Origin of the sequence: Streptomyces albireticuli (assembly GCF_002192455.1) — a bacterium.
In the GTDB taxonomy this organism is placed as follows: domain Bacteria; phylum Actinomycetota; class Actinomycetes; order Streptomycetales; family Streptomycetaceae; genus Streptomyces; species Streptomyces albireticuli_B.
The window spans coordinates 6438932-6460564 of sequence record NZ_CP021744.1 but is presented as its reverse complement, the minus strand read 5'-3'; the positions used below and the strand labels follow the sequence as shown (position 1 = coordinate 6460564).

Annotated in this window: 16 protein-coding genes; 6 read left to right on the top strand and 10 right to left on the bottom strand. The window is 75.4% G+C overall.

Annotated elements, in window-relative coordinates; all coding sequences use genetic code 11:
* Positions 1-93 precede the first annotated feature (93 nt).
* The 3 genes from SMD11_RS28090 to glpK all read left to right on the top strand — a co-directional run bounded on the left by SMD11_RS28090 (position 94) and on the right by glpK (position 4930).
* On the top strand, positions 94-2475 hold the full coding sequence (locus SMD11_RS28090; protein ID WP_087929106.1) for a TIM-barrel domain-containing protein: 2382 nt from the start codon (positions 94-96) through the stop codon (positions 2473-2475).
* A 69-nt stretch (positions 2476-2544) separates the two neighbouring features.
* Positions 2545-3333 (top strand): M15 family metallopeptidase, encoded by a 789-nt coding sequence (locus SMD11_RS28085; protein ID WP_087929105.1) that lies wholly within the window; start codon positions 2545-2547, stop codon positions 3331-3333.
* A 94-nt stretch (positions 3334-3427) separates the two neighbouring features.
* Complete coding sequence (gene glpK, locus SMD11_RS28080; protein ID WP_087929104.1) at positions 3428-4930, top strand: glycerol kinase GlpK; 1503 nt, start codon at positions 3428-3430, stop codon at positions 4928-4930.
* Positions 4931-5021: 91 nt separating this feature from the next.
* On the opposite strand, the gene SMD11_RS28075 is transcribed toward glpK, so the two are convergent.
* The 4 genes from SMD11_RS28075 to SMD11_RS28060 all read right to left on the bottom strand — a co-directional run bounded on the left by SMD11_RS28075 (position 5022) and on the right by SMD11_RS28060 (position 9220).
* On the bottom strand, positions 5022-5624 hold the full coding sequence (locus tag SMD11_RS28075; protein WP_234366189.1) for a GTP-binding protein: 603 nt from the start codon (positions 5622-5624) through the stop codon (positions 5022-5024).
* A 160-nt stretch (positions 5625-5784) separates the two neighbouring features.
* On the bottom strand, positions 5785-6261 hold the full coding sequence (locus tag SMD11_RS28070) for a DUF742 domain-containing protein (protein ID WP_087930771.1): 477 nt from the start codon (positions 6259-6261) through the stop codon (positions 5785-5787).
* 8 nt (positions 6262-6269) lie between these two features.
* Positions 6270-6737 (bottom strand): roadblock/LC7 domain-containing protein, encoded by a 468-nt coding sequence (locus SMD11_RS28065; RefSeq protein ID WP_087929102.1) that lies wholly within the window; start codon positions 6735-6737, stop codon positions 6270-6272.
* Entirely contained in the window at positions 6734-9220 is a 2487-nt protein-coding gene (locus tag SMD11_RS28060) for a nitrate- and nitrite sensing domain-containing protein (protein ID WP_087929101.1), read from the bottom strand. The genes SMD11_RS28065 and SMD11_RS28060 overlap by 4 nt, the downstream gene beginning before the upstream one ends.
* A 239-nt stretch (positions 9221-9459) precedes the next feature.
* Here SMD11_RS28060 and SMD11_RS28055 point away from each other — a divergent pair, with 239 nt between their 5' ends.
* The 3 genes from SMD11_RS28055 to SMD11_RS28045 all read left to right on the top strand — a co-directional run bounded on the left by SMD11_RS28055 (position 9460) and on the right by SMD11_RS28045 (position 11720).
* The gene (locus SMD11_RS28055) at positions 9460-9825 is read left to right on the top strand and encodes a hypothetical protein (protein WP_087929100.1); all 366 of its coding nucleotides are present in this window, start codon (positions 9460-9462) and stop codon (positions 9823-9825) included.
* Between the two features lie 77 nt (positions 9826-9902).
* Positions 9903-11048 carry an L-histidine N(alpha)-methyltransferase gene (locus SMD11_RS28050; RefSeq protein WP_087929099.1) on the top strand — a complete coding sequence of 382 codons (1146 nt, stop codon included), beginning with the start codon at positions 9903-9905 and terminating at the stop codon, positions 11046-11048.
* A gap of 15 nt (positions 11049-11063) precedes the next feature.
* Positions 11064-11720, top strand: a complete 657-nt coding sequence (locus tag SMD11_RS28045; RefSeq protein WP_087929098.1) for a hypothetical protein — start codon at positions 11064-11066, stop codon at positions 11718-11720.
* Between the two features lie 41 nt (positions 11721-11761).
* Here SMD11_RS28045 and SMD11_RS28040 read toward each other — a convergent pair whose 3' ends face one another.
* From SMD11_RS28040 to SMD11_RS28015, 6 genes are all read right to left on the bottom strand, one after another.
* The gene (locus tag SMD11_RS28040; RefSeq protein ID WP_087929097.1) at positions 11762-16459 is read right to left on the bottom strand and encodes a hypothetical protein; all 4698 of its coding nucleotides are present in this window, start codon (positions 16457-16459) and stop codon (positions 11762-11764) included.
* 31 nt (positions 16460-16490) lie between these two features.
* Complete coding sequence (locus SMD11_RS28035; RefSeq protein WP_087929096.1) at positions 16491-17414, bottom strand: hypothetical protein; 924 nt, start codon at positions 17412-17414, stop codon at positions 16491-16493.
* A gap of 219 nt (positions 17415-17633) precedes the next feature.
* The gene (locus SMD11_RS28030) at positions 17634-19157 is read right to left on the bottom strand and encodes a hypothetical protein (RefSeq protein ID WP_087929095.1); all 1524 of its coding nucleotides are present in this window, start codon (positions 19155-19157) and stop codon (positions 17634-17636) included.
* 66 nt (positions 19158-19223) lie between these two features.
* Complete coding sequence (pcp, locus tag SMD11_RS28025) at positions 19224-19868, bottom strand: pyroglutamyl-peptidase I (RefSeq protein WP_087929094.1); 645 nt, start codon at positions 19866-19868, stop codon at positions 19224-19226.
* 30 nt (positions 19869-19898) lie between these two features.
* Complete coding sequence (locus SMD11_RS28020) at positions 19899-20867, bottom strand: DUF979 domain-containing protein (protein ID WP_087929093.1); 969 nt, start codon at positions 20865-20867, stop codon at positions 19899-19901.
* Positions 20864-21556, bottom strand: a complete 693-nt coding sequence (locus SMD11_RS28015) for a DUF969 domain-containing protein (RefSeq protein WP_087929092.1) — start codon at positions 21554-21556, stop codon at positions 20864-20866. The genes SMD11_RS28020 and SMD11_RS28015 overlap by 4 nt, the downstream gene beginning before the upstream one ends.
* Between the last annotated feature and the right edge of the window lie 77 nt (positions 21557-21633).

Below are 21633 nucleotides of genomic sequence, written 5' to 3'. Positions count from 1 at the left end.
TGGATAACCCTCGGGGGATCCCGGGTTCCCGGCGGGGTGAACGACAGTTGAACGGACCCCGCGCCCCGGCCCGGCGGTGGCAGGCTGATCAGCATGGATGCACGTGATCTGCGGCGGTTAGTGGAAACGGTCGGGACTGCGCGGGGGCTGCGGTCCGTGCGGACGGCGTGGCGGCGGCGGTGCGTGGACGCCGCGGGGCTGCCACGGCAGGGGGCGGAGCGGGCGCGGGTGCCGGGCGCGGCGCTGGGTGCCGAGCCGGGTCCGGGCGGCGGGGTGGTGCGCTTCGCCCGGTCGTCGCTGCTGGTGCGGGTGGCGGCGGGCGGCGCGGTGTTCTGCGGCTGGGACGGCGCCGTCCCGGAGCCCTCGTACGCCCTCGGCGGGGCGGTTCCGGAGGTGGACGAGCGCGCCGTGCTGGAGCCGGACAAGGACGGCGGCTGGCGTGTGGTGTCGGAGCGGGTGCTGGTGGTCGTGGGGCGGCACGGCTCCGTGGAGGTGCGGACGCCGGGCGGGCTGCTGCTGCGGCGCGACCTGCCGCCGCGCTGGTGGGAGCCGGTGGACGGGCCGGCGCCCGGGGGGTCCGCCGGGCCGGTGCCCGCTCCGCGGTGGACGCAGCGGTCGGAGGTGCCGCCGGACGCGCGGTTCTTCGGGCTGGGCGGCAGGGCGGCGGGGCCCCGGCTGCGGGAGGGGACGTACCGGCTGTGGAACACCGATCCGGGCGGCGCCTTCGAGCCGGAGGACGATCCGCTGTACATCACGATGCCGGTGCAGCTGGTGGTGGCCGACGCGGGCACGCACCTGGCCTTCCACGACAACTCCTGGGACGGGCGGGTGACGCTGCGGGAGGGCGAGGAGGGCGCGGGTTCGGGGCACGACCGGCCGGGCCGCTGCGAGCTGCGGATGGACGGCGGGCCGCTGCGCTCCTGGGTGATCGTGGGCACGCCCGCGCGCGTGCTGCACGGCTGGGCGGCGCTGACGGGCGCCGCCGCGCTGCCGCCCGCCTGGGCGCTGGGGCACCACCACGCGCGCTGGGGGTTCGGCAGCGAGGCCGAGGTGCGGCGGGTGGTGGCCGGTTACGTGGAGCGGGGGCTGCCGCTGTCGGTGCTGCACCTGGACATCGACCACTACCGGGGGCACCGCGTGTTCACGGTGGACCGGGAGCGCTTCCCCGATCTGCCGGGGCTTGCGGCCGAGCTGCGGGAGCTCGGGGTGCGGCTGGTGTCCATCGTGGACCCGGCGGTGAAGGCCGAGCCGGGGCTGGCGGTGTACGACAGCGGCGCGGAGGCGGGGGCGTTCGTACGGGACGGCCGGGGGCGGCCGGTGCGGGGCGAGGTGTGGCCCGGGGAGTCGGTCTTCCCGGACTTCACCGATCCGGCGGTGCGCACGTGGTGGGGCGGGCTGTACGCGGAGCGGCTGGCGCAGGGCTTCGCGGGGTTCTGGCACGACATGAACGAGCCGGTGTCGTTCACGGCGTTCGGCGATCCGACGCTCCCCCGGTCGGCCCGGCACGCCCTGGAGGGCCGGGGCGGTGACCACCGCGAGGCACACAACGTCTACGGGCTGGCGATGGCGCGCGCCGGGTTCGAGGGGCTGCGGGATCTGCGGCCCGGGGAGCGGCCGTTCCTGTTCTCCCGGTCGGGCTGGGCGGGCATGCAGCGCTACGGCGGCACGTGGTCGGGCGACGTGGCCACTGGGTGGCCGGGGCTGCGGGCGTCGCTGGCGCTGGTGCTCGGCCTCGGGCTGTGCGGGGTGCCGTATTCCGGTCCGGACGTCGGCGGGTTCACGGGGTCGCCGTCGCCCGAGCTGTACCTGCGCTGGTTCCAGCTGGGCGCGTATCTGCCGCTGTTCCGTACGCACGCCGCGTATTTCGCGGGGCGCCGGGAACCGTGGGAGTTCGGCGCGGAGATCCTGGAGCACGCGGGGGCCGCGCTGCGGGAGCGGGAGCGGTTGCTGCCGTACTTCGTGACGCTGTCGCACCTGGCGCGGCGCACGGGGGCGCCGTACGTCCGGCCGGTGTGGTGGCGGTCGCCGGAGGACCGGGCGCTGCGGGACTGCGAGGACGCGTTCCTGCTGGGTGACTCGCTGCTGGTGGCGCCGGTGCTGGAGCAGGGCACGGACCGGCGCGCGGTGCGGCTGCCGCGCGGGCGGTGGTACGACACGGCGACGGGCCGGGCGCACGAGGGCCCGGGGCAGGTGCTGCTGGACGCTCCGCTGTCGCGGATCCCGGTGCTGGCGCGGGCGGGTTCGGTGGTGCCCGTGGCGGGTGCCGACGGGCGGGTGGAGCTGGACGTGTGGGCGCCCGCCGCCGGGCGGACGGGGGGCGGGGTGCTGATCCCGGACGGCGGCGAGGGCTGGGAGTCGCCGGAGGTCGTGCGGTTCACGACGCGGCTGCGGGACGGGGTGGTGACCGTGGAGCAGGAGGGTGCGCGGGAGGTCGGGTATCCCGTGCGGGTCCGTGGTGGCGAGGGCGCCTCGTGAGGCGGGCCGGCGGTGCGGGAGCCTGGCGGGCCCTTCCGTAGCGGCCGCCCGGCTGGTATCAGGGAGCCCATGTCCAGACTCTCCGCAGCCCTGCGCGCGCTCGCCTTACCGCTGGCCGCGCTCCTCGCCGTGTCCGCCGCGCCCGCCCCCGCCGCGCACGCGGCGCGTGAGCCGCGGCCTCCGAAGGAGTTCGTCGCCCTCTCGGACGTCGATCCGACGATCCTCCAGGAGATGCGCTACGTCACCCGGCACAACTTCACCGGGCACCGGATCGACGGCTACCACCGCCCGGTGTGCCTGCTGACCCGGCCGGCCGCCGAGGCGCTGCACCGGGCGCAGCGCGCGCTTCTCCGTAAGGGCTACACCCTCAAGGTCTACGACTGCTACCGGCCGCAGCGCGCGGTGAACGACTTCGTGGAATGGGCGAAGGACCTCGGCGACGAGCGGATGAAGGCGGAGTTCTATCCGCGGGTGGACAAGTCGCGGCTGTTCCTGGACGGCTACATCGCCGAGAAGTCCGGGCACAGCAGGGGCAGCACCCTGGACGTGACCCTGGTGCGGCTCCCGGCGTGGCCGGCCCGCCCCTCCTTCCCCGGGGAGCCGCTGGTGCCCTGCTACGCGCCGAAGGCGGAGCGCTTCCCCGACAACTCGGTCGACATGGGGACGGGGTTCGACTGCTTCGACACCCTGTCGCACACGCTCGACCCGCGGATCGACGGGCGGCGGCGGGCGAACCGGCTGCTGCTGAAGTCGACGCTGGAGGGCGCGGGCTTCGTCAATCTGAAGGAGGAGTGGTGGCACTACACCCTCCGCGACGAGCCGTTCCGTGACACCTACTTCGACTTCCCCGTGCGCTGAGGCACGCCGGCGCGACCGGCCTTGACGGCCCCCGGGGGCGGCAGAACACTGCCCGGTGCCCCCCGCAGCAGCCGTTCCTAGGTCAGGAGACGCCATGACGGGCTCGTACGTCGCCGCGATCGACCAGGGCACCACCTCCAGCCGCTGCATCGTCTTCGACCGGTACGGGGCGGTCGTCGGGGTGGACCGGCGCGAGCACCGGCAGATCTTCCCCAAGCCGGGCTGGGTGGAGCACGACGCCGCCGAGATCTGGACGAAGGTGCGGGCCGTGGTGGCGGGCGCGCTCGCGGCGGCGGGCGTACGGGCCGACGAGCTGAGCGCGCTCGGCATCACCAACCAGCGGGAGACGGCCGTCCTGTGGGACCGCGCGACGGGCAAGCCGGTGCACAACGCCGTGGTCTGGCAGGACACCCGGACGGACGCGCTCTGCCGGGAGCTGGGCGGGGCGGACGGGCCGGACCGCTTCCGGACGACGACGGGGCTGCCGCTGGCGAGCTATTTCTCCGGCCCGAAGGTGACCTGGCTGCTGGAGCACGTGCCGGGGCTGCGCCGGCGGGCCGAGCAGGGGGAGATCGCGTTCGGCACCGTCGACTCCTGGCTGATCTGGAACCTCACGGGCGGTCCGGACGGCGGGGCGCACGTGACGGACGTGACCAACGCCGCGCGCACCCTGCTGATGGATCTGGAGACCCTCCAGTGGGACCCCGCGGCCTTACGGGCGATGGACATTCCGGAGGCCGTTCTTCCGGAGATACGTTCCTCCGCCGAGGTGTACGGGACGGCGGTGGGTCAGCTCGCCGGGGTGCCGGTGGCCGCCGCGCTCGGCGACCAGCAGGCGGCGGTCTTCGGGCAGACCTGCTACGGGCCGGGCGAGGCCAAGAACACCTACGGCACCGGCAGTTTCCTGCTCCTGAACACCGGCGGCCGGCCGGTGCCGTCCCAGCACGGGCTGCTGACGACGGTCGGCTACCGGCTGGGCGGCGAGCCTCCGGTGTACTGCCTGGAGGGCTCGATCGCGGTCACGGGCGCGCTGGTGCAGTGGTTCCGCGACCAGCTCGGGCTCATCCGCTCCGCCGAGGAGATCGAGGGGCTGGCGGCGAGCGTGCCGGACAACGGCGGCGCCTATGTGGTCCCCGCGTTCTCCGGCCTGTACGCCCCGTACTGGCGTGCCGACGCCCGCGGTGTCATCGCCGGGCTCACCGGCTACGTCACCAAGGCGCATCTGGCCCGGGCGGTGCTGGAGGCGACGAGCTGGCAGACCCGCGAGGTGGTGGACGCGATGTACCAGGACTCCGGCGTGCGGCTCACGTCGCTCAAGGTGGACGGCGGGATGACCGCCAACGGACTGCTGATGCAGCACCAGGCCGATGTGCTGGGCGTACCGGTGATCCGGCCGGTCGTGGCGGAGACGACGTGCCTGGGCGCGGCGTACGCGGCGGGGCTGGCCACGGGGGTGTGGCGGGACCAGGACGAGCTTCGGGCGCAGTGGCGGCGGGACGCCGAGTGGACGCCGCGGATGGGGGTGGCGGAGCGGGCGGCGGGGTACGGGCTGTGGCGCAAGGCGGTGGAGCGGAGTTTCGGGTGGGTGGAGGGGTGACGCGGGGTGGGTGACGCTGCGCGGGGCCTTGTCCCCATCCCGCCCCTTCCCGAATGTCCTCAAACGCCGGACGGGCTGATCTCAGCCCGTCCTACGCTGTCCGGCGGCCCGCCGCTCCCGTGGCGATCGCGTGTTCCACCACCGAGACCAGGACCTTTTTGACGGACTCGCGTTCGCGGGCGTCGCAGAGGACGACCGGCACCCCGGGGTCGAGGTCGAGGGCGTCACGGACGTCGTCCTCGGGGTAGCGGTCGGCGCCGTCGAAGCAGTTGACGGCGAGGGTGAACGCGATGCCGCGCCGCTCGAAGTAGTCGACGGCGGCGAAGCAGTCGGAGAGCCGCCGGGTGTCGGCGAGGACGACCGCGCCGAGGGCACCGCGGGCGAGTTCGTCCCACAGGAACCAGAAGCGGTCCTGGCCGGGGGTGCCGAAGAGGTAGAGGACGAGGTCGTCGCGGAGGGTGATGCGGCCGAAGTCCATGGCGACGGTGGTGGTGCGCTTGGCCTCGACGCCCGAGGTGTCGTCGACCGGGCGGCCCGCCTCGGTGAGCAGCTCCTCGGTGCGCAGTGGCCTGATCTCGCTCACCGCGCCGACCAGGGTGGTCTTGCCGGCCCCGAAACCCCCGGCCACCAGGAGTTTGAGCGCCAGCGGATCGGGCGTGGCCCGTCCGCGTCCGTGGCCCGCACGTCGGAACACCGTGGTGGCCCTCCTTCCCCTTCCGGCGGGCCGGCGTAGCGCCGTCGCCCGCGGTGGTGATCGTTCCGTAAAGACCATGGCCACGACAAGCCCTTCGGGGTGGCCGTCCTGTGCCACCCGGCCCTGCGGACCGGGCGGCACGGGACCGGCCCCCGGCGGCTCAGAGCGCCCGGAGCCCGTCGATCACTTCGCGCAGAATGCTTTCGTCCGGCAGCTCCGCCGGGGGCACCGGACGGGAGACGCGCACGAGCCCGGCGGACAGCAGGTCCCCGACGAGGACGCGCACCACGCCGACCGGGAGGTCCAGGCCGGCGGCCAGCTCGGCGATGGATCGGTGCTCGTCGCGGGTGAGGTCGACGATGTCGAGGTGCTCCGGGGACAGGGCGCGGTCGGCGGCGGCGTGCGCGTCCCCGGTCCGGCCCGTGAACCCCTCGTCGGCGATGACGACGGCGATCAGGTCGAGCGCGCCCTCGGCCGCGCTGCGGGTGCGGCCGCGGGTCATCGCGTACGGGCGGACGACCGGGCCGGCCGCGTCGTCGTACCAGCGCGCCCCGGCCCCGTCGGGCGGCCCGGCCCCGCCCGGCCCGGCGGGCCGCGCCCACGAGGGCGGGGCGGGCCCGGTGCCGTCTCCGGTCATGCCGGCCGTCACCCGTCGGCGGCCACGCCGGTCCGCGGAGCGGTGGCCAGGTGCGCGCCCACCCGCTTGACGAGCAGCGTCATCTCGTAGGCGATCAGCCCGATGTCGGAGTCGGCGTCCGCGAGCACGGCCAGACAGCTGCCGTCGCCGGCGGCGGTGACGAACAGGAAGGCCTCGTCCAGCTCGACGACGGTCTGGCGGACCTGGCCGGCGTCGAAGTGGCGCCCCACGCCCTTGGCGAGGCTGTGGAAGCCGGAGGCGACGGCGGCCAGATGTTCGCCGTCCTCGCGGGAGAGGTCCTTCGAGGTGCCCTTCGGCAGACCGTCGCCGGACAGGACGAGTGCCTTACGGATGCTGCCGACGCGCTCGACGAGTTCGTCGAGGAGCCAGCTGAGCTCGCCCGTGGGCCCCTTCTCGCCCGCTTCGGTCCCGGCGCGTGTGACAACGGTGCGTATAGCGGCCTTCGGTGCGGTCATCGACCGTCCCCCTCAGATGTGGTTCCTGGTGCTGTACTTCTCGGTGGTCTACCCGGTGCGCGCGCCGCGTCCGGCGTCGCGTCCGGTGGTGTCGCCTCATTCTCCTCCCGGCCGCGCTGCCAGCCGCGCTGGAGGGAGGCCATCCTGGCCCGCACCTCGTCGGCGTCGCGTCCGGGGTCCGCGCCGGCGTCCGGCCGGGCGGCGCGGGCGGTCCCCGGCCCGGCCGGGTCGTCCTTCAGCTGCGGTGCGAGGCTCGCCTGCCGTACGCGCCGGGGCAGCCCGCCCGTGGGCGTCCGCTCCTCCCCCGCCTCGGCGGCGTCACCGGGCCGTTCGTGGGTGCCCACCCGGCGCCCGCGGTCGGAGACCAGGACGGGGGGCCGACGGCGCGGCAGGGGCAGCGGGCCGTCGCCCGCCTGGTGGTGCTCGGGCGCGCCGTCCTCGTCCGGCCGGCTCTCGAACGGGCAGGGCTCGGGCTCCCGCGCGGGGAGGCGGGCCGGGTCCAGGAGCGCCGACAGCGGGGAGAGCGGGCCGGGGTGCGCGGCGACGGCCCGCTCGCCGGTGTCCTCGTCCGCGGCCGGGCGGCCGGCGGTCGGGCCGTCGGTGAGCAGCGCCAGGGGGATGAGGACGACGGCCGTGGTGCCGCCGTACGGGGAGGGCTGGAGGGAGACGCGCACGCCGTGCCGCTGGGCGAGCCGGCTGACGACGAAGAGCCCCAGCCGGTCGGTGTCGGAGAGCTCGAACTCCGGGGTCTCGGCGAGCCGGAGGTTGGCCTCCAGCAGGGCTTCGGGGGGCATGCCGAGGCCGCGGTCGTGGATCTCCAGGGTGAAGCCGTTGGGCACGCGCTCGCCGACGACCTGGACGCCGGTGTGCGGCGGGGAGAAGACGGTGGCGTTCTCCAGGAGTTCGGCGAGGAGGTGGGTGAGGTCGCCGACGGCGGGGCCGAGCACGGCCAGCCGGGGCAGCCGGCGCACCTCGATCCGCTCGTACGCCTCGACCTCGGCCACGGCGCCGCGGACGACGTCCATGAGGCGGATCGGCTTGCGCCACTGGCGGGCGGGCGCGGCGCCGGAGAGGATCACGAGCCCCTCGGCGTGGCGGCGCATGCGGGTGGTGAGGTGGTCGATGCGGAAGAGGTCGGCGAGCTCGTCGGTGTCCTCGGTGCGGCGCTCCATGGCGTCGAGGAGGGCCAGCTGACGGTGGAGCAGGACCTGGCTGCGACGGGCGAGGTTGACGAAGACGTCGGAGACACCGCGGCGCATGTCGGCCTGTTTGACGGCGGCCTCGACGGCGGCCCGCTGGAGGGTGTCGAGGGCCTTGCCGACCTGGCCGAGCTCGTCGGCGCCGTGCGGGCGCAGGGGCGCCTCGGCCTCGATGTCGACGCGCTCCCCGGCGGCGAGGCGGCGCATCACCCCGGGCAGCCGTACGCCCGACGCCTCGTGGGCCTCCTTGCGGAGCCCGCGCAGGTCGCGCACCAGGCCGCGGCCGACCCGGAAGGAGATGACGAGCGAGGCGACGAGGGCGACGAGGCCGAGGACGGCGGCGACCGCGGCCTTGGTGAGGACGCCGACGGCGATGGGCTCGACGCGGTCTGCGTAGCGGTCGCCGGCCTCGGTGCCGAGCCGGGCGAGGTCGTCGAGGACGGGGCCGGCCACGGCCTGCCAGCGCCGGGCGTCGACGTCGTGCGGTGCCCGGCCGGGGCCGGCGAGGATCACGGCGTCCTCGGCGGCGCGCAGCGCCCGGGCGGTGGAGCCGCGCCAGTAGTCCTCGAAGGAGTTCTGGTCGGCGAGCGGGAGGAGGGTGGCGTTGGTGCCGTGGAGGATCCGGCGTTCGGCGACGCGGTCGGAGACGGCGCGCAGGTCCTGGCGGCTGAGGGTGCCGCCGACGAGCGCGGCGGCGAGCAGGGCGTCCTCGCGGGAGAGCGCCTCGCGGGCGCGGGCGATGCCGACGAGGGCGCGGCCCTGCTTGTCCATCTCCGCGTCCTGGAGGGCGCTGAGGCTGCCGAGGAAGGCGTAGTAGGGCTCGACGAGCTCGCTGTAGGCCTGGAAGGCGCCGTGCCGGCCGATGGTGTCGTCCTCGACCTTGCGGCGCAGGCCGTCCAGGTCGTCCAGGCTCTTCTCGACGCGGGCGAAGCGGGCGGCGGCCGAGGCGCTCATGTCCTCGCGCACGTGGTCGCCGGCGCGGGACCGGAAGGAGGTCACCATCCGGTCGGTGGCGGCCTGACGGTCGTTCAGCGCGGCCAGGGCGTCGGAGCGGCGGGGGTCGGCGAGGTAGACCAGGGCCTGGCGGCGCTCCTTCTGGAGGGCGCGGACCATGTCCTCGGCGGGGAAGCCGACCTTGCGCCAGACCTCGGCGACGGAGAGCAGCTGGGCGGCCTCGCGGCCGGTGAGCACGGTGGCGAAGGCCCACAGCCCGGTCAGGGACACCATCGGCACGAGAAGCAGCGCCACGATCTTGCGGCGGATCGACTTGCCGCGAACGCGCATGGCCTCCCCAACGTCAGCCCCGGCGCGCGGGGATGGTGTTCCCGACAACAATGCGGCGTGAGCCTACTACTGCGTGGTACGAGACTCGAAGACCAGTACGGCGATCTCCTTGTGCTCCTGCCTCCGTATGGCTGGAATTCCCCATCCGTGGGAACTATCGGAAGGGGTGGCACGCTCATCCAGGAGGGAGCCCGCGGGTGGGGAGGCCGGCGCGGGGGACGAGGGGGAGGTGAGCCGACTTGGACCGGAACCACGGCGCTGTCCCGCCGGACGTCCCGTCGTACCGGACCCGGTCGCTGTGGGTCGAGGAGCCCGCCCGGCGGCACCGGATGCCGGATCCGGTGCGTTCGGCCGCGGTGCGCGCGGTGCTCGTCATCTCGGTGACGCTGGTCCAGGCGATGATCGCGACGCTGTTCGCGTGCGCCGGGTCCTGGCTCGCGCTGCCGGCGCTGCTGAGCACGGTGGCGAGCGTGGTGGCCGCCACCTGGGCGGTGCTGGACGTCTGGGTGACGCGGCAGGTGTGGCGGCAGCGCCACGGTGTGGTCTCGGTGCCCAGCAGCACCGCGCGCGCGGTGCGGCGGGCCCGTCGCCCACGCTTCCCCTGATCCTCGGCTGCCGGGTAGGTTCGGGTCGACGGGCGTACGCCGTCGCACGGGGGTCGGCTGGCGAGGGGGCGGCACGGATGGCGGAGCGTGACCAGGCGGTGCAACGCATTCCGGAGATCCTCCGGGACACCGGCTGGACGGTGGTCCTGGTCGGTGAGGAACAGTCGGGCAAGCTCGCCCAGGTGACCGCGGGGCTGCGGCGCGGGCCGGACCCCTCGGGCTCCGGCAAGCTCATCACCTCCGGCTTCTCCTACTGGGGCCTGGAGTCGACGGTGGCGTGGGCACACGCCTGCAACGACCTGTACTACCCGGTGATGCGGGAGAGCATCGGCTCCTTCAGCCGCCGGCTGCGCGCCGTGGCGGACCGGCTGCCCGCCGGGCCGCTGCACTACGTGAGCCTGGGCCCGGGCACGGGCCAGAAGGACCAGGCGCTGCTGCGCTACCTCGACCGCCAGGGGAGAACGGGGTACTACATCCCGGTGGACGTGAGCGCCGAGATGCTGCGGCTCGGGCAGCGCGAGGCGCTGGAGCACCTGCACGTGCCGCCCGCCGATGTGCTGCCGGTGCAGCTGGACTTCTCGCTGCCCGCCAACCTCGACCGGCTGAGCACGCTGGTCCGGCGGGTGGTGGGCGACGAGCCGGTGGTGTATTCGCTGCTGGGCAACACCCTGGCCAATTTCGACAGCGACACCCAGTTACTGACGCTGCTGGCCGAGAAGCTGCTGCGCCCGCAGGACCGCTTCCTGCTGGAGGTCGCGAGCACGGCCGGGCAGGACGAGCAGGCGGCCCGCGCGGCCGCGCAGGAGTACGAGAACAGCCCGCGCTTCCGCGAGTTCGTCACCAGCGCGCTGATGCAGTACACCGACCTCCAGATCGACCTCAACAGCCTCACCTGCGAGGGGCTGGTGGAGGACGACCGGGCCCTGCTGGTGAGGGTGGTCTACCGCAACCGCACCGGGGGCACCCTGGAGCTGACGCTGCCCGACCGCAGCACGGTGCCCTTCCCCGACCAGGACACCATCCGCCTCTACCTCAGCCGGAAGTACACCCGCGAGGGCCTGGAGAAGATGCTGGTCGACGCCCGGGTGACCAAGGCGGGCGAGACCCACGAGGTGGGGCACACGGCCTTCGACCGGCCGGCGTTCGGGCTGGCGCTGCTGCTGCTCCAGGGCGGCGAGGCGGCGCCGGGCCCGGTCACCGGGCCGAATCCGTTCCGCGACTGACGGCGCGGCCGTCCCGTGTCCCGTCCCGCGGGCCTCCCGGCGAGGCTCCTGAGCCGGCTCAGCCGGCAGTTCTTCGCCGCCCTCACGCTCGCCTGCCTGCTCACCGCGCTCGGGATCTGCGTGTGGTGGGTGGCCGTCGCCGACGACGCCGACAGCCACTTCGAGCCCGCCGCCTCCGGGCTCGCGCTCGTCGCGGCCGTCACGGGCGTCTACGCGGAGCGGCGGGCGGCCGCCCGGGAGCGGCGCGCCCAGGCGCTGCACGCCCTCGCCGACGAGCTGGTGAAGAACACCGAGCTGCTCGGCGCCGGGTTCGCCCCGCTGGACCCCGGGGCGCCCCGGGCCCGGGTGCACCCGCGCCTGGTCCAGTCCGCGACGGACGCCGCGCTGGTCTCCGGGGTGTTCTCCGAGCCGGGCCACGAGGAGCTGCTCACCCTGCTGCACCGGTGGCGGGACGGCGTGCACGACTTCAACCGGCGGCTGGACCTCGCCGAACTCCGTACGTACGTCAGCGAGGTGCCGGCCGCCGAGCTGCTGGCGATCGACGAGGCCATGCACCGCGCGGGCGGCCGGCTCGACGGGCTGCGGCGGCTGCGGGCCGGCCTGGAGGAGCTGCTCCGCCGGCGCTACGCGGAACAGCCGGGCGTCACCGCCCGGCTGGACCGCCTCGGTTGAGCGACGGCGCGGCGGTACGGACGGGCCCGCCCGTACCGCCGCTACGCCTCGGCCGGCACCGGCTCCTCCGCCGGCCGCTTGAACATCCGGGTCGCGGTGATCTGCCCGTGCACCGGCTCCGCGTCCGGGTCCTGCTCCTGGGGCAGGCCCGGGCGCAGGTGCTCCTCGACGCTGATGTACTTCAGGCCCGCCCGCAGGTCCGCGTCGTTGCGCAGGCGGATGACCAGCGGGAACTCCGCGAGGGCCGTGGTGTCGAAGAGGCCGGTGGTGTACAGCAGCTGGACGCCCAGGGCGTCGGCGACGGCGCGCTGGAGCTCCAGCAGGTAGGTGGCGTTCGCGCGGCCGATCGGGTTGTCCAGGAACAGGGTGCCCGCGTGCCGCTGCTTGTCGCGGCCCCGGTCGTTGCTGCGCAGCGCCGCCATGGTGCAGTACAGCGCGATGGCGGCGGTGAGCAGCTGGCCGCCGGAGAACACGTCGCCCATCTGGCGCACCGGGACGCGCTCGGCGCGCAGCACGGCGTCCGGCTTGAGGATCTCGACGGCGACGCCGCGCGGCTGGAGGGCCGCCTGGACACCGCGCAGCAGCAGCGACATGCCGTCGCGGCGCAGGTCGGAGTTCTTCTTGACGGCCGAGCGGGTCGCCTCGTCGATGACCTCGCCGAGCCGCTCGGTGAGGGTGGCCTGGTCCGGGTCCTCGAAGCGGATGCGCAGGAACTCCTGGCCCGACCACTCCCCCAGGCCCTCGGGGAGGCGGGAGAGCCGCTGCGCGGAGCGCAGGGTGGTGAGGGAGGACTCGACCAGGCCGCGCAGCCGGTCGACGATGCTGTCGCGGTTGCGCTCCAGCTGCTCCAGCTCGTCGGTGAGCACCCGCAGGCGCGGGGCGAAGGCCTCGGCCCAGGCGACGGCGTGCTCCGGCAGGGCGACCGCGGGCAGTTCGCGGATCTGCTGGCGGGCCGGGGTGCGGACCTGCTCGTAGCGGGTGGAGTTGGCGTGCCGGACGAGGATGTCGCTCGCCTCGCGGACCGACGCCTCGGCCGCCGACAGCTCACCGGCGCAGCCGCGCAGGGAGCGGCGGGCCTCGGCGGCCGTCTGCCGGGCCTCCTCCAGCGAGCCGGTGTAGGGCTCGGGCCGCTCGCCGTCCTCCTCCGGGGTGTTGTCGCGGAGCAGGTCGCGCAGGAGGGCCGCGGTGTCGTCGAAGCCGGTGGCCGCGTCCTCGGCGGAGCGGTGGGCGCGCAGCAGGTCGGCGTGGGCCCGGCGGGCGGTCTCCAGGGCGTCGTCGCGGGCGGCGAGTTCGGCGGTGGCGGTGCGCAGGAGCTCCTTGGCGCCGTCGGCGTCGGCGGGCGCCATGTCCTCGGGGAGCTCGGTGTGGGCGTCGCCGTCGGTGGGGGCGAGCCGCTCGGCCTCGCCGCGCAGCCGGCCGAGCTGCTCGCTCGCGGTGGAGGCGCGGCTCTCCAGCATCTGGACGAGCGACTCGGCGCGGGACACGGCGGCCTGGCGGGACGGGCCGTCGGAGCCGTCGGTGCCCTCCAGGAGCTGGGCGGCGCGGACCCGGACCTTGTTGGTGAGGCGGTCGAGCTCGGCGAGGGCCGCGCTCTCGTCGCTCTCGGCGCGGGCCTGCTCGGCGCGGAGGTCGGCGCCGACGCCGACCTTCTCGTAGAGCTGCGAGGCGGCGCGGTAGGCCTCGCGCAGGGCGGGCAGGGAGGCACCCGCCGTCTCCATGCTCTCCGGGGCCGGGACGTCGTCGGGGGCGCCGGCGATCTCGGCGCGCTCGGCGCGCAGCGCGCGGGCGGTGCGGCGGGCGTCGTCGGCGGCGCGCTGGGCGGCGCGCCGGTCCTCGTCGGCGGCGCGGGCGCGGTCCACGAGGACGGCGGCGCGCTCCTCGGCCTCGGCGCCCTCCTCGGCGAGCTCCCGGAGCCGGGACTGCCAGGAGGCGCGCTCGCGGAGCCGGTAGGCGAGCCCGGCGAGGGCGTCGGCGACGCGGCGGGCGCGGGCGGCGACCTCCTGGCGCTCGTCGCGGACGCGGGCGGCCTCGGCGGCGGTCTCCTCGGCCTCGGCGAGCGCGGTGCGCAGCGCGGCCAGCTCCTCCTGGGCGGTGTCCGCGGCCGTACGGGCCCGCTCGGCCTCGGCGGCCAGCTCGGCGAGGCGGCCGGCCGGGCAGCCGGCCCGCCAGGACGTGAGCCGGGCGGCGAGCGTCCGGTCGCCGGCCAGGCGTGCCGCTATGGCGCGGATCTCCTCGTCCCGGGCGGTGGCGCGGGCCCGCAGGGCCTGCCGCTCGTCGTCGGCGGCGCGCTCGTCGTGCATCGCGGGGTTCGGCGGCACGAGGAAGACGCCGGACTCGCCGCCGCCCGCCGCCGGGGCGGGCTCCAGGAGGGCCGCGGCGGTGCCGACGGCCACGGCGGAGCGGGGCAGCAGGGAGGCGGCGCCGAGCACCTCGCGGGCGCGGGCGTGCGAGTCGGCGTCGGTGATGACGACGCCGTCGACGAGTTCGGGGCGGGCGGCGAGGACGGTGGCGTGGTCGGCCGGGTCGACGGCCTGGGCGAGGTAGCGCCAGCCGGGCAGGGCGGGGATGCCGTGCTCGCCGAGGTACTCGACGGCGGCCAGGACGTCGGCGCTGGGCGGCAGCAGTCCGCCGTCGCCGAGGGCGCCGAGGATGCGGGAGTCGTCGGCGGCGGCGGTCTGGAGGTCGAACATCTGCCGCTCGGAGGCGGCGACGCTGCGGTCGAGCATCTCGCGCAGCGCGTCGGCGCTGCGGTCGAGCTCCTCGGCGGTGAGCGGGCCTTCGAGGGTGCGGCGGGCGCCGGGGACGCCCGCCGCGGCGGCCTCGTCACCGGCGGGGGCGCCGGCCGGGGCGTCCGGGCCGGAGCGCGGCCCGGGCACCTGCCCGGCGGCCGTCGGCTGGGGCAGGCCCAGGAGTTCGACGAGGCGCTGCTCGGCGCCGATGGACGCGGCGGCCCGGTGCTCGGCGGTGTGGGCCGCCTCGGCGGCCGAGGCGGCGTCGGCGGCGCGGGCGGCGGACAGCTCCGTGCGGGCCAGGGCGGCGGCGGCCTCCTTGGCGCGGGCGGCGCTCTCGCGGGCGCTCTCGCGGGCCGCCTCGTAGGCGGCGACGGCGGGCTTCTCGGCGTCGCTGGCGGCGAGCGCGGCACGGGCCGGGTCGGCGTCGGGCTCGGTGTCGTCGAGCCAGCCGGCGCGGACCGCCTCGGCGGTCTCCTGCTCGACCTCGGTGAGGCGCTGGCGCAGGTGGCCGGCCTCGCTGCGGGCGCGCTGCGCCTCGGTGGCGGCGGCGGTCGCGTCGCGGTGCGCGGCCTCGCCGGCCTCCTGGAGGGCGGCGGAGCGCTCCTCCTCCTCGTTGGCGAGCCGCTCGCCCTCCTCGGCCTTGGTGTTGAGGGCGCGGACGAGCGCGGTGGCGGCCGCGGCGCGGGCGGCGAGCGCGGGGGCGGCGTCGCGCTCGGCCTCGCGGATGGCGGCGGCCACCCGGGCGGAGCGGTCGGCGGCGGCGCGGTGGCGGAGCACGGTCTCGGCCGCCTGCCAGGCGGAGTGCAGCGTACGGGCCTCGATGAGCTCGCGGCGCTGTGCGGCGGCGGCCCGCTCGGCGGCGGTGAGCGCGAGGGAGGCGTGCCGGTAGGCGATCTCGGCGGCGACGAGGGCGCTGCGGCCGCGGGCGGTCTCGGCGTCGGTGACGGCGTGCGCGGCGCCGGCGACCCGCTCGGCGAGCTCGCCGGCCCGGCCGCGCTCCTCGGTGGCGCGGGCGGCGAGGCGGCTCGCGAGGGTGCGGGTGCGGCGCTCGGCGCCGGCGTGCACGCCGCGCGTCCGGTCCCGGGTGACGGCGGCCTCGGCGATGCGGGAGAGCAGGTCGAGGGAGCCGGCGGTGAAGTCCCGCTCGGCGGTGAGCTCGGCGCGGCGGCCGAGCTTGTGGGCGAAGCCGTGGACGAGGTCGGCGAGGCCGTCGGTGTCCCGGGTGTCGGTGACGGCGCGCAGCAGGAGGTCGGTGAAGTCGGAGTCGTTCTTGACGGCGAAGAGGCCGGCGGCCTCGCCCTCGTCGGCGTTCATCTCGCGCTGGTAGCGGAAGAGTTCGGGGTCCAGGCCGAGCTCGCCGAGGTGCTCGTTCCAGCGCTCGTGGATCTCCTCCCACACCACGTCGAGGTTGGGGTAGGCCTTGCCCGCCTCGGTGAGGACGTCGCGGAAGCCCTTCATGGTGCGGCGGCGGCCGCGCGCGCCGGAGGCGCCGTCGGCGGCGGGGCGCATGGCGGTGGACTCGGCGACGGGCAGCGAGTCCAGGCTCATCCCGGGGCCGGGGCGGAAGGAGTACCAGGCCTCGGCGAACTTCCGCGGGTCGTTGGAGACCTGGCGGCCGCGCCACTCGCTGACCTTGCCGACGACGACGGACTCGCCGGTGAGGACGTGCTGCCACTCCAGGGCGACGTGGCCGCAGTCGTCGGCGAGGAGGAACTTGCGGAGCACGCCGGAGCTGGCGCCGCCCAGGGTGTTGCGGTGGCCGGGCAGCATGACCGAGAAGATCAGCTTGAGGAGGACGGACTTGCCGCCGCCGTTCTCCAGGAAGAGCACGCCCGCGGGCGCGGGGCGGCGCGGCGGGCCGGTGGGCTCGTCCTCGAAGAACTCCGCCTGCGCGGGCGCGGGAGTGGGCACGGGTGCGCCGACCCCTCGCAGGTCGAGCACGGTGTCGGCGTAGCGCGCACCGGCGGGCCCGATGGAGTAGAGGCGGACCCGGGACAGCTCGTACATGGCGGACTCTCGTTGTCGTGACGGGCGGTGGTCAGGAGGCGGGGCTGTGCTGGTTTTCGAAGAACGGCAGGCCGGCGTCGGCGACCAGGTCGAGGGCGTCGGCGTCGTCCGGCGGCAGCAGGGTCGCGCCGCCGTCGCCGACGGGCACCACGCCGAGCTCCAGCAGTTCGGTCATGGCGGCGGTGCCGGCCATGTCGCGGACCTGGAGCTGGTAGCGGGCGGTGGTGCGGTAGGAGCCGCCGGCGTCGTCGCCGGTGCGCTGGAGGAAGCCGGAGTCGACGAGGAAGGCGACGGCCTTGGCGATGATGCCGGTGGTGGAGCCGGCGAGGCGGCGGGCGTCCTTGGTGGCGCCGGTGGCGCTGCGGCGGGAGTAGACGCGCCAGGCGGCCTCCAGGCCGGGGGCGTCGGTGGTGGGGTCGGTGTTCTCGCCCTGCTCGGCGGCCCGCTCCTCCAGGCGGCGGCAGGCCTGGCGGACGAACCCGTCGACGCCGTTGACGGTGATGCGGCCGATGTAGCCGTCGTCGGCGAGGTCCTCCGGGCGGGGGAAGGCCAGGGCGGCGACGGCGAGGTGGGCGAGGCCGTGCAGGAAGCGGTCGGCGGAGTCGGCGGTGGCGCGGCGGGCGTAGTCGCCCATGCGGACGGCGAAGACGGAGTCCTCGGCGGCGGTGACGGCCATGCCGGCGCGGGTGGAGACCTCCAGCACGATCAGCCCGAGCCCGGCGGCGACGGCGTCGGCGAGGCGGGCGAACGCGGGGTCGTCGCGGTGGCGGCGCAGCAGCTCGGCGTACTCCGCGTCGCGGGCGGGGAGCAGCTTGGGCTGGAGGCCGAAGGCGATGAGGCGGGCGGCGTCGGCGGCGTCGGCGGGGGTGACGGCGCCGACGGTGCCGGTGGCGGGGGCCGGTTCCGCGTCGGCCGCGTCGGGCTCCGCCGGGTCGTAGGCGTCGTACTCAGTCACGGTCGGTGCTCCTGCTGGGGGTGTGCGTGGCGTGGCGGTCGGGTCGGCACCACCGGTCCGGGCCGCGGGTGGTTACGCGCCGTGGCGGCGGGGGTTCTTCCCGTTGCCCACCCTGTCCCGGGACCGGGGCGAGTCCCCGGGGCCCGGAGGTTCCAGGGGTTCGCCCCCGGAGCCCCGGCGTGATGGGGGCGGCTCGGCCCGGAAGGTCCGTCCGGGTGTTCACACCGCCTCCTGGCGGTCCGCCGCCATGCCCGCCGCGTCCAGCAGGGCCGTGCCGACGATCAGGTCGGCGCCGCCGAACTCCGGGTCGTCGAGGACCGTGCCGTCGTCGACGGCGAACAGCAGGGACTGCTCGCCCTGGCGGTAGGCCGTGCCGACGGCGGGGCTCGCGGCGTGCACGGCCAGCAGGGCGACCAGGTAGGGCAGTTCGGGGTCGCGGAGGCGGGCCTCGGCGAGGAGGCCGGAGAGGCGGCGGGGCGCGTCGGCCGGGAGGTCGAGGAGCTCTATGGCGCTCGCGAGCTGCTCCTCGCTGAACCGGCTGTCGTCGGGGGTGGTGATGAGGTCCGGCTCGGGCATCTCCGCGCCGAGGTGGTCCCGCTCGGCCGGCGGTGTGAGGAGCATGTCGACGAGGTCGGTGACCCGGACGGAGGTGGGCGTGCGCAGGCCCGTGCCGTGGGTGAAGAAGGCGTCCGTGACCCGGCCCGCCCGCTCGACCGGCAGCGGCAGCAGCGGGGCGAGGAGCTGTCCGTAGAGGTCGAGGCCGGAGGAGGCGGCGGTGGGGGCGAAGGCCTGCCGGTCCTGTTCGGCGCGGAAGAGCGGGCCGGCCTCCAGCAGCCGGGACTGGAGCTGGGTGTGGCGGCGGATGCAGTCCTTGACGATGTCGACGAGCTCGGCCGCGCGGCGCTTGTGCTCGGGCTCCTCGGCCTCGTCGCGCGCCTTGCGGATGTTGGTGAGGATCGCGTTCTCGTGGCGGTAGCGGTCGGCGACGTGGTCGAGCGCTTCGGCGATCATGTCGGGGACGGTGCGCAGCCAGTCGACCGCGCGGACGTTGCGGCGGGTGGCGTCGAGGGTCTTGCGGAGGGTCTCCGCGTACTGCACGGTGCGGTAGCGGGCCTGCTCGGCGGCGAGCTGGGCGTCGGCGAGGCGGCCCCGGCTGATGAGGACCTCCAGCTTCACCTCGGCGGCGATCTGGGCGCTGGTGACGTCGGTGTCGAGGGCGCCGACGAGGACGTTGACGGCCTCGTCGGTGGTGCGCAGGAAGACCGTGCCGCCGGGGCCGGGCACCTCCTCGACGAGCTTGAAGTCGTAGTCGCGCCGGACGTAGGCGCCGTCGGCCCCGAAGGTGCCGTAGACGGCGCGGAAGCCGCGGTCGACGCTGCCGACGTTGATGAGGTTCTCCAGGACCCAGCGGGCGACGCGCTCGTGCTCGGCGTGCGGGCGCTCCGGGGCCTGGGCCGCGACGCGCGGCAGCAGCCGGGCCACTATCTGCTCGTGGTCGGCGCCGGTGTCGAAGTCCATGTTGAGCGTGACGAGGTCGATGGCGGCGAGCGCCACCTCGGCCATGGCGTAGACGCCGTACTCCCCCGCGAGGTTGGCCTTGCGGGCGTCCAGGTCGTGCAGCGGCGCGGTGCAGGCCAGCGCGCGCAGCCGCCGGGCCAGGCCCTCGTCGGCGGCCGGCCCCGGGGCAGGCCGCGAGAACCCGTTGAGCTGGGGCGGAACGGCCGCCGGGGCTGGAGAAGTCACGTCGCACAGAGTAGGCGGTCACCCCGACAACGGACGAAACGGCACGGGCGGAATGTCCGTCCCGCCCTAGTGTGTGGCACCGCCGGTCACGCGGAGGTCGTCCGTACGCCCGGCCGCGGTGACCGCGATCACACGCAGCCCCTCGGCGACGGTGGCCACGGGGAGTGACGGCAGGGCCCGGCCGGCGACCTGCCCGGGGGCGTACGGCACGTGCACGAACCCGCCCCGCAGGCCGGGGCGTTCGGTGGCGGCGAGGTGCATCAGCCCGTAGAAGACGTGGTTGCAGACGAAGGTGCCGGCGGTCTGCGAGACGGAGGCGGGCAGGCCCGCCTCCCGGACGGCGGCGACGCAGGCCTTGACCGGCAGGGTGGCGAAGTAGGCGGCGGGGCCGCCGGGGACGACGGGCTCGTCGACGGGCCGGGCGCCGGCGTTGTCGGGGATGACGGCGTCGTCGATGTTGACGGCCACGCGTTCGACGGTGAGGTCGGGGCGGCCGCCGGCCTGGCCGACGCAGAGCACCACGTCGGGGTCGGCGTCCGCGACGGCGGCGCGGAGCGCGTCGAGGGCGCCGCCGAAGACGCAGGGCAGCTGGACGCCGACGACCTCGATGCCGGCCGGCGGCCGGGCCACGACCTCGCGGACGGCCTGCCAGGAGGGGTTGACGCTCTCTCCGCCGAAGGGTTCGAAGCCGGTCAGCAGGACGCGGGTCACGGGCGCTCCCTGGGGTGGTGGGGGAAGGGCTCAGAAGGCGAACAGGGCCATGATCACGATGTTGCAGCCGAGCAGGGCGACGGCGGTGGGCAGTTGCGCCTTGATCGGCCCGTACTGGTCCTTGAGCTCCAGCAGGGCCGCGGGCACGATGTTGTAGTTGGCGGCCATGGGGGTCACCAGGGTGCCGCAGAAGCCGGCCAGCATGCCGATGGCGAGCACGGCCGGCGCGCTGCCGTGCTCCTGCACCACGAGTACGGGCCAGCCGACGGCGGCGGTCATCACGGGGAAGGCGGCGAAGCCGTTGCCCATGATGACGGTGAAGAGGAACATCCCGACGCAGTAGACGGCGACCGCGAGGTAGAGGGAGTGGTCGGGGAGGACCGCCGTGGTGATCCGGCGGACCTGTTCGCCGACGCCGGAGACCGAGAAGATCGTGCCGAGGGTGGCGAGCAGCTGCGGCAGCAGCATGGCCCATCCCATCGACTCCAGCATCGAGCGCCCGGCGTGCATCGGCGCGGAGAGCTTCCTCTCGCGCAGCATCGCCATCCCGACGGCGAGCGCGACGACGGAGCCGATGCCGAGCCCCAGGATGGTCTCGCTGCCCTTCTGGAGGACGGGTTCGCCGCCCACGGAGAGCCGCTTCACGCCGACGGCGCAGAGCAGGGCCACGAACGGGATGGTGAGCGCGGGGACGAAGAGACGGCTGCCCCAGCGGGTGGCGCTCGCCGCACGCTGCTCGGGGGTGGCTGTGGCGCCCCGGCCGCGGCCGGTGAAGCCGAAGCCGGCGAGGCAGACCATGGCGAGGACGGCGGCGCCGAGCGGCTCCGCGGGGGCCGACTTGTCCGCGACCCAGGTGCCGTAGACGAAGCCGAGGCCGAGCAGCCCCCAGAAGGCCGCGGTGCCGTACCGCTTGGGGTTGGTGCGGTCGCGCAGCATCTGGGCGGCCATGACCAGGAAGATGAGGCCGACGAGCCAGTAGAACCACTCCGCCTTGATCACTTGACGGCCTCCTCGCGGCCGGCCGCCACCGCGCGCTCCAGGGTGCGGTCCAGGCGCAGCAGCCGCCAGCCGTGGATCGCGAGGGCGCACAGGGCGGTGGGTATCGCCCACAGCGCGAGGTCCAGCGGTTCGAGGTGGGTCTGGTAGGTGGTGTTGACGAAGCCGGTGATGAGCAGGATGGAGCCGACCGCCAGGAAGACGTCCTCGCCGAAGAAGAGCCCGACGTTGTCGGCGCTGGCGGCGAACGAGCGGACCTTCTCGCGCGCCTTCTCCGGCAGCGGGCCGAGGCGGCGTTCGGCGGCGCCCTCGGCCATGGGCGCGGCCAGCGGCCGTACGGTCTGGGCGTGTCCGAAGACGTTGTTCAGGCCGACCGCGGCGGCGATCTGGCGCAGCAGGAGGTAGAGGGCGAGGAAGCGGCCGGCCGTGAGCCCGGCGAAACGGGTGATGAGCCGGCGGGCCTGTTCCTGGAGGCCGTGGCGCTCCAGGAGGCCGATGACGGGGAGGGTGATGACGAAGATCGTGACGGCCCGGCTGGAGGCGAAGCCGGTGCCGAAGGCGGCCAGGACGCGCTGCGGCGACAGCCCGCCGAGCAGGCCGGTGACGATGCCGGCGCCGCCGACCACCAGCAGAGGATTGCGTCTCGTGGCGAAGCCGAGCACGACCACGAGGACGCCCAGGAGAACGATCATGCGTTCCGCCTTCCGGGATCCCGGACCCCACTCGGACGAGTGAAGCGATTGGCGAGGAGGCTAAGATATTGTTGAAC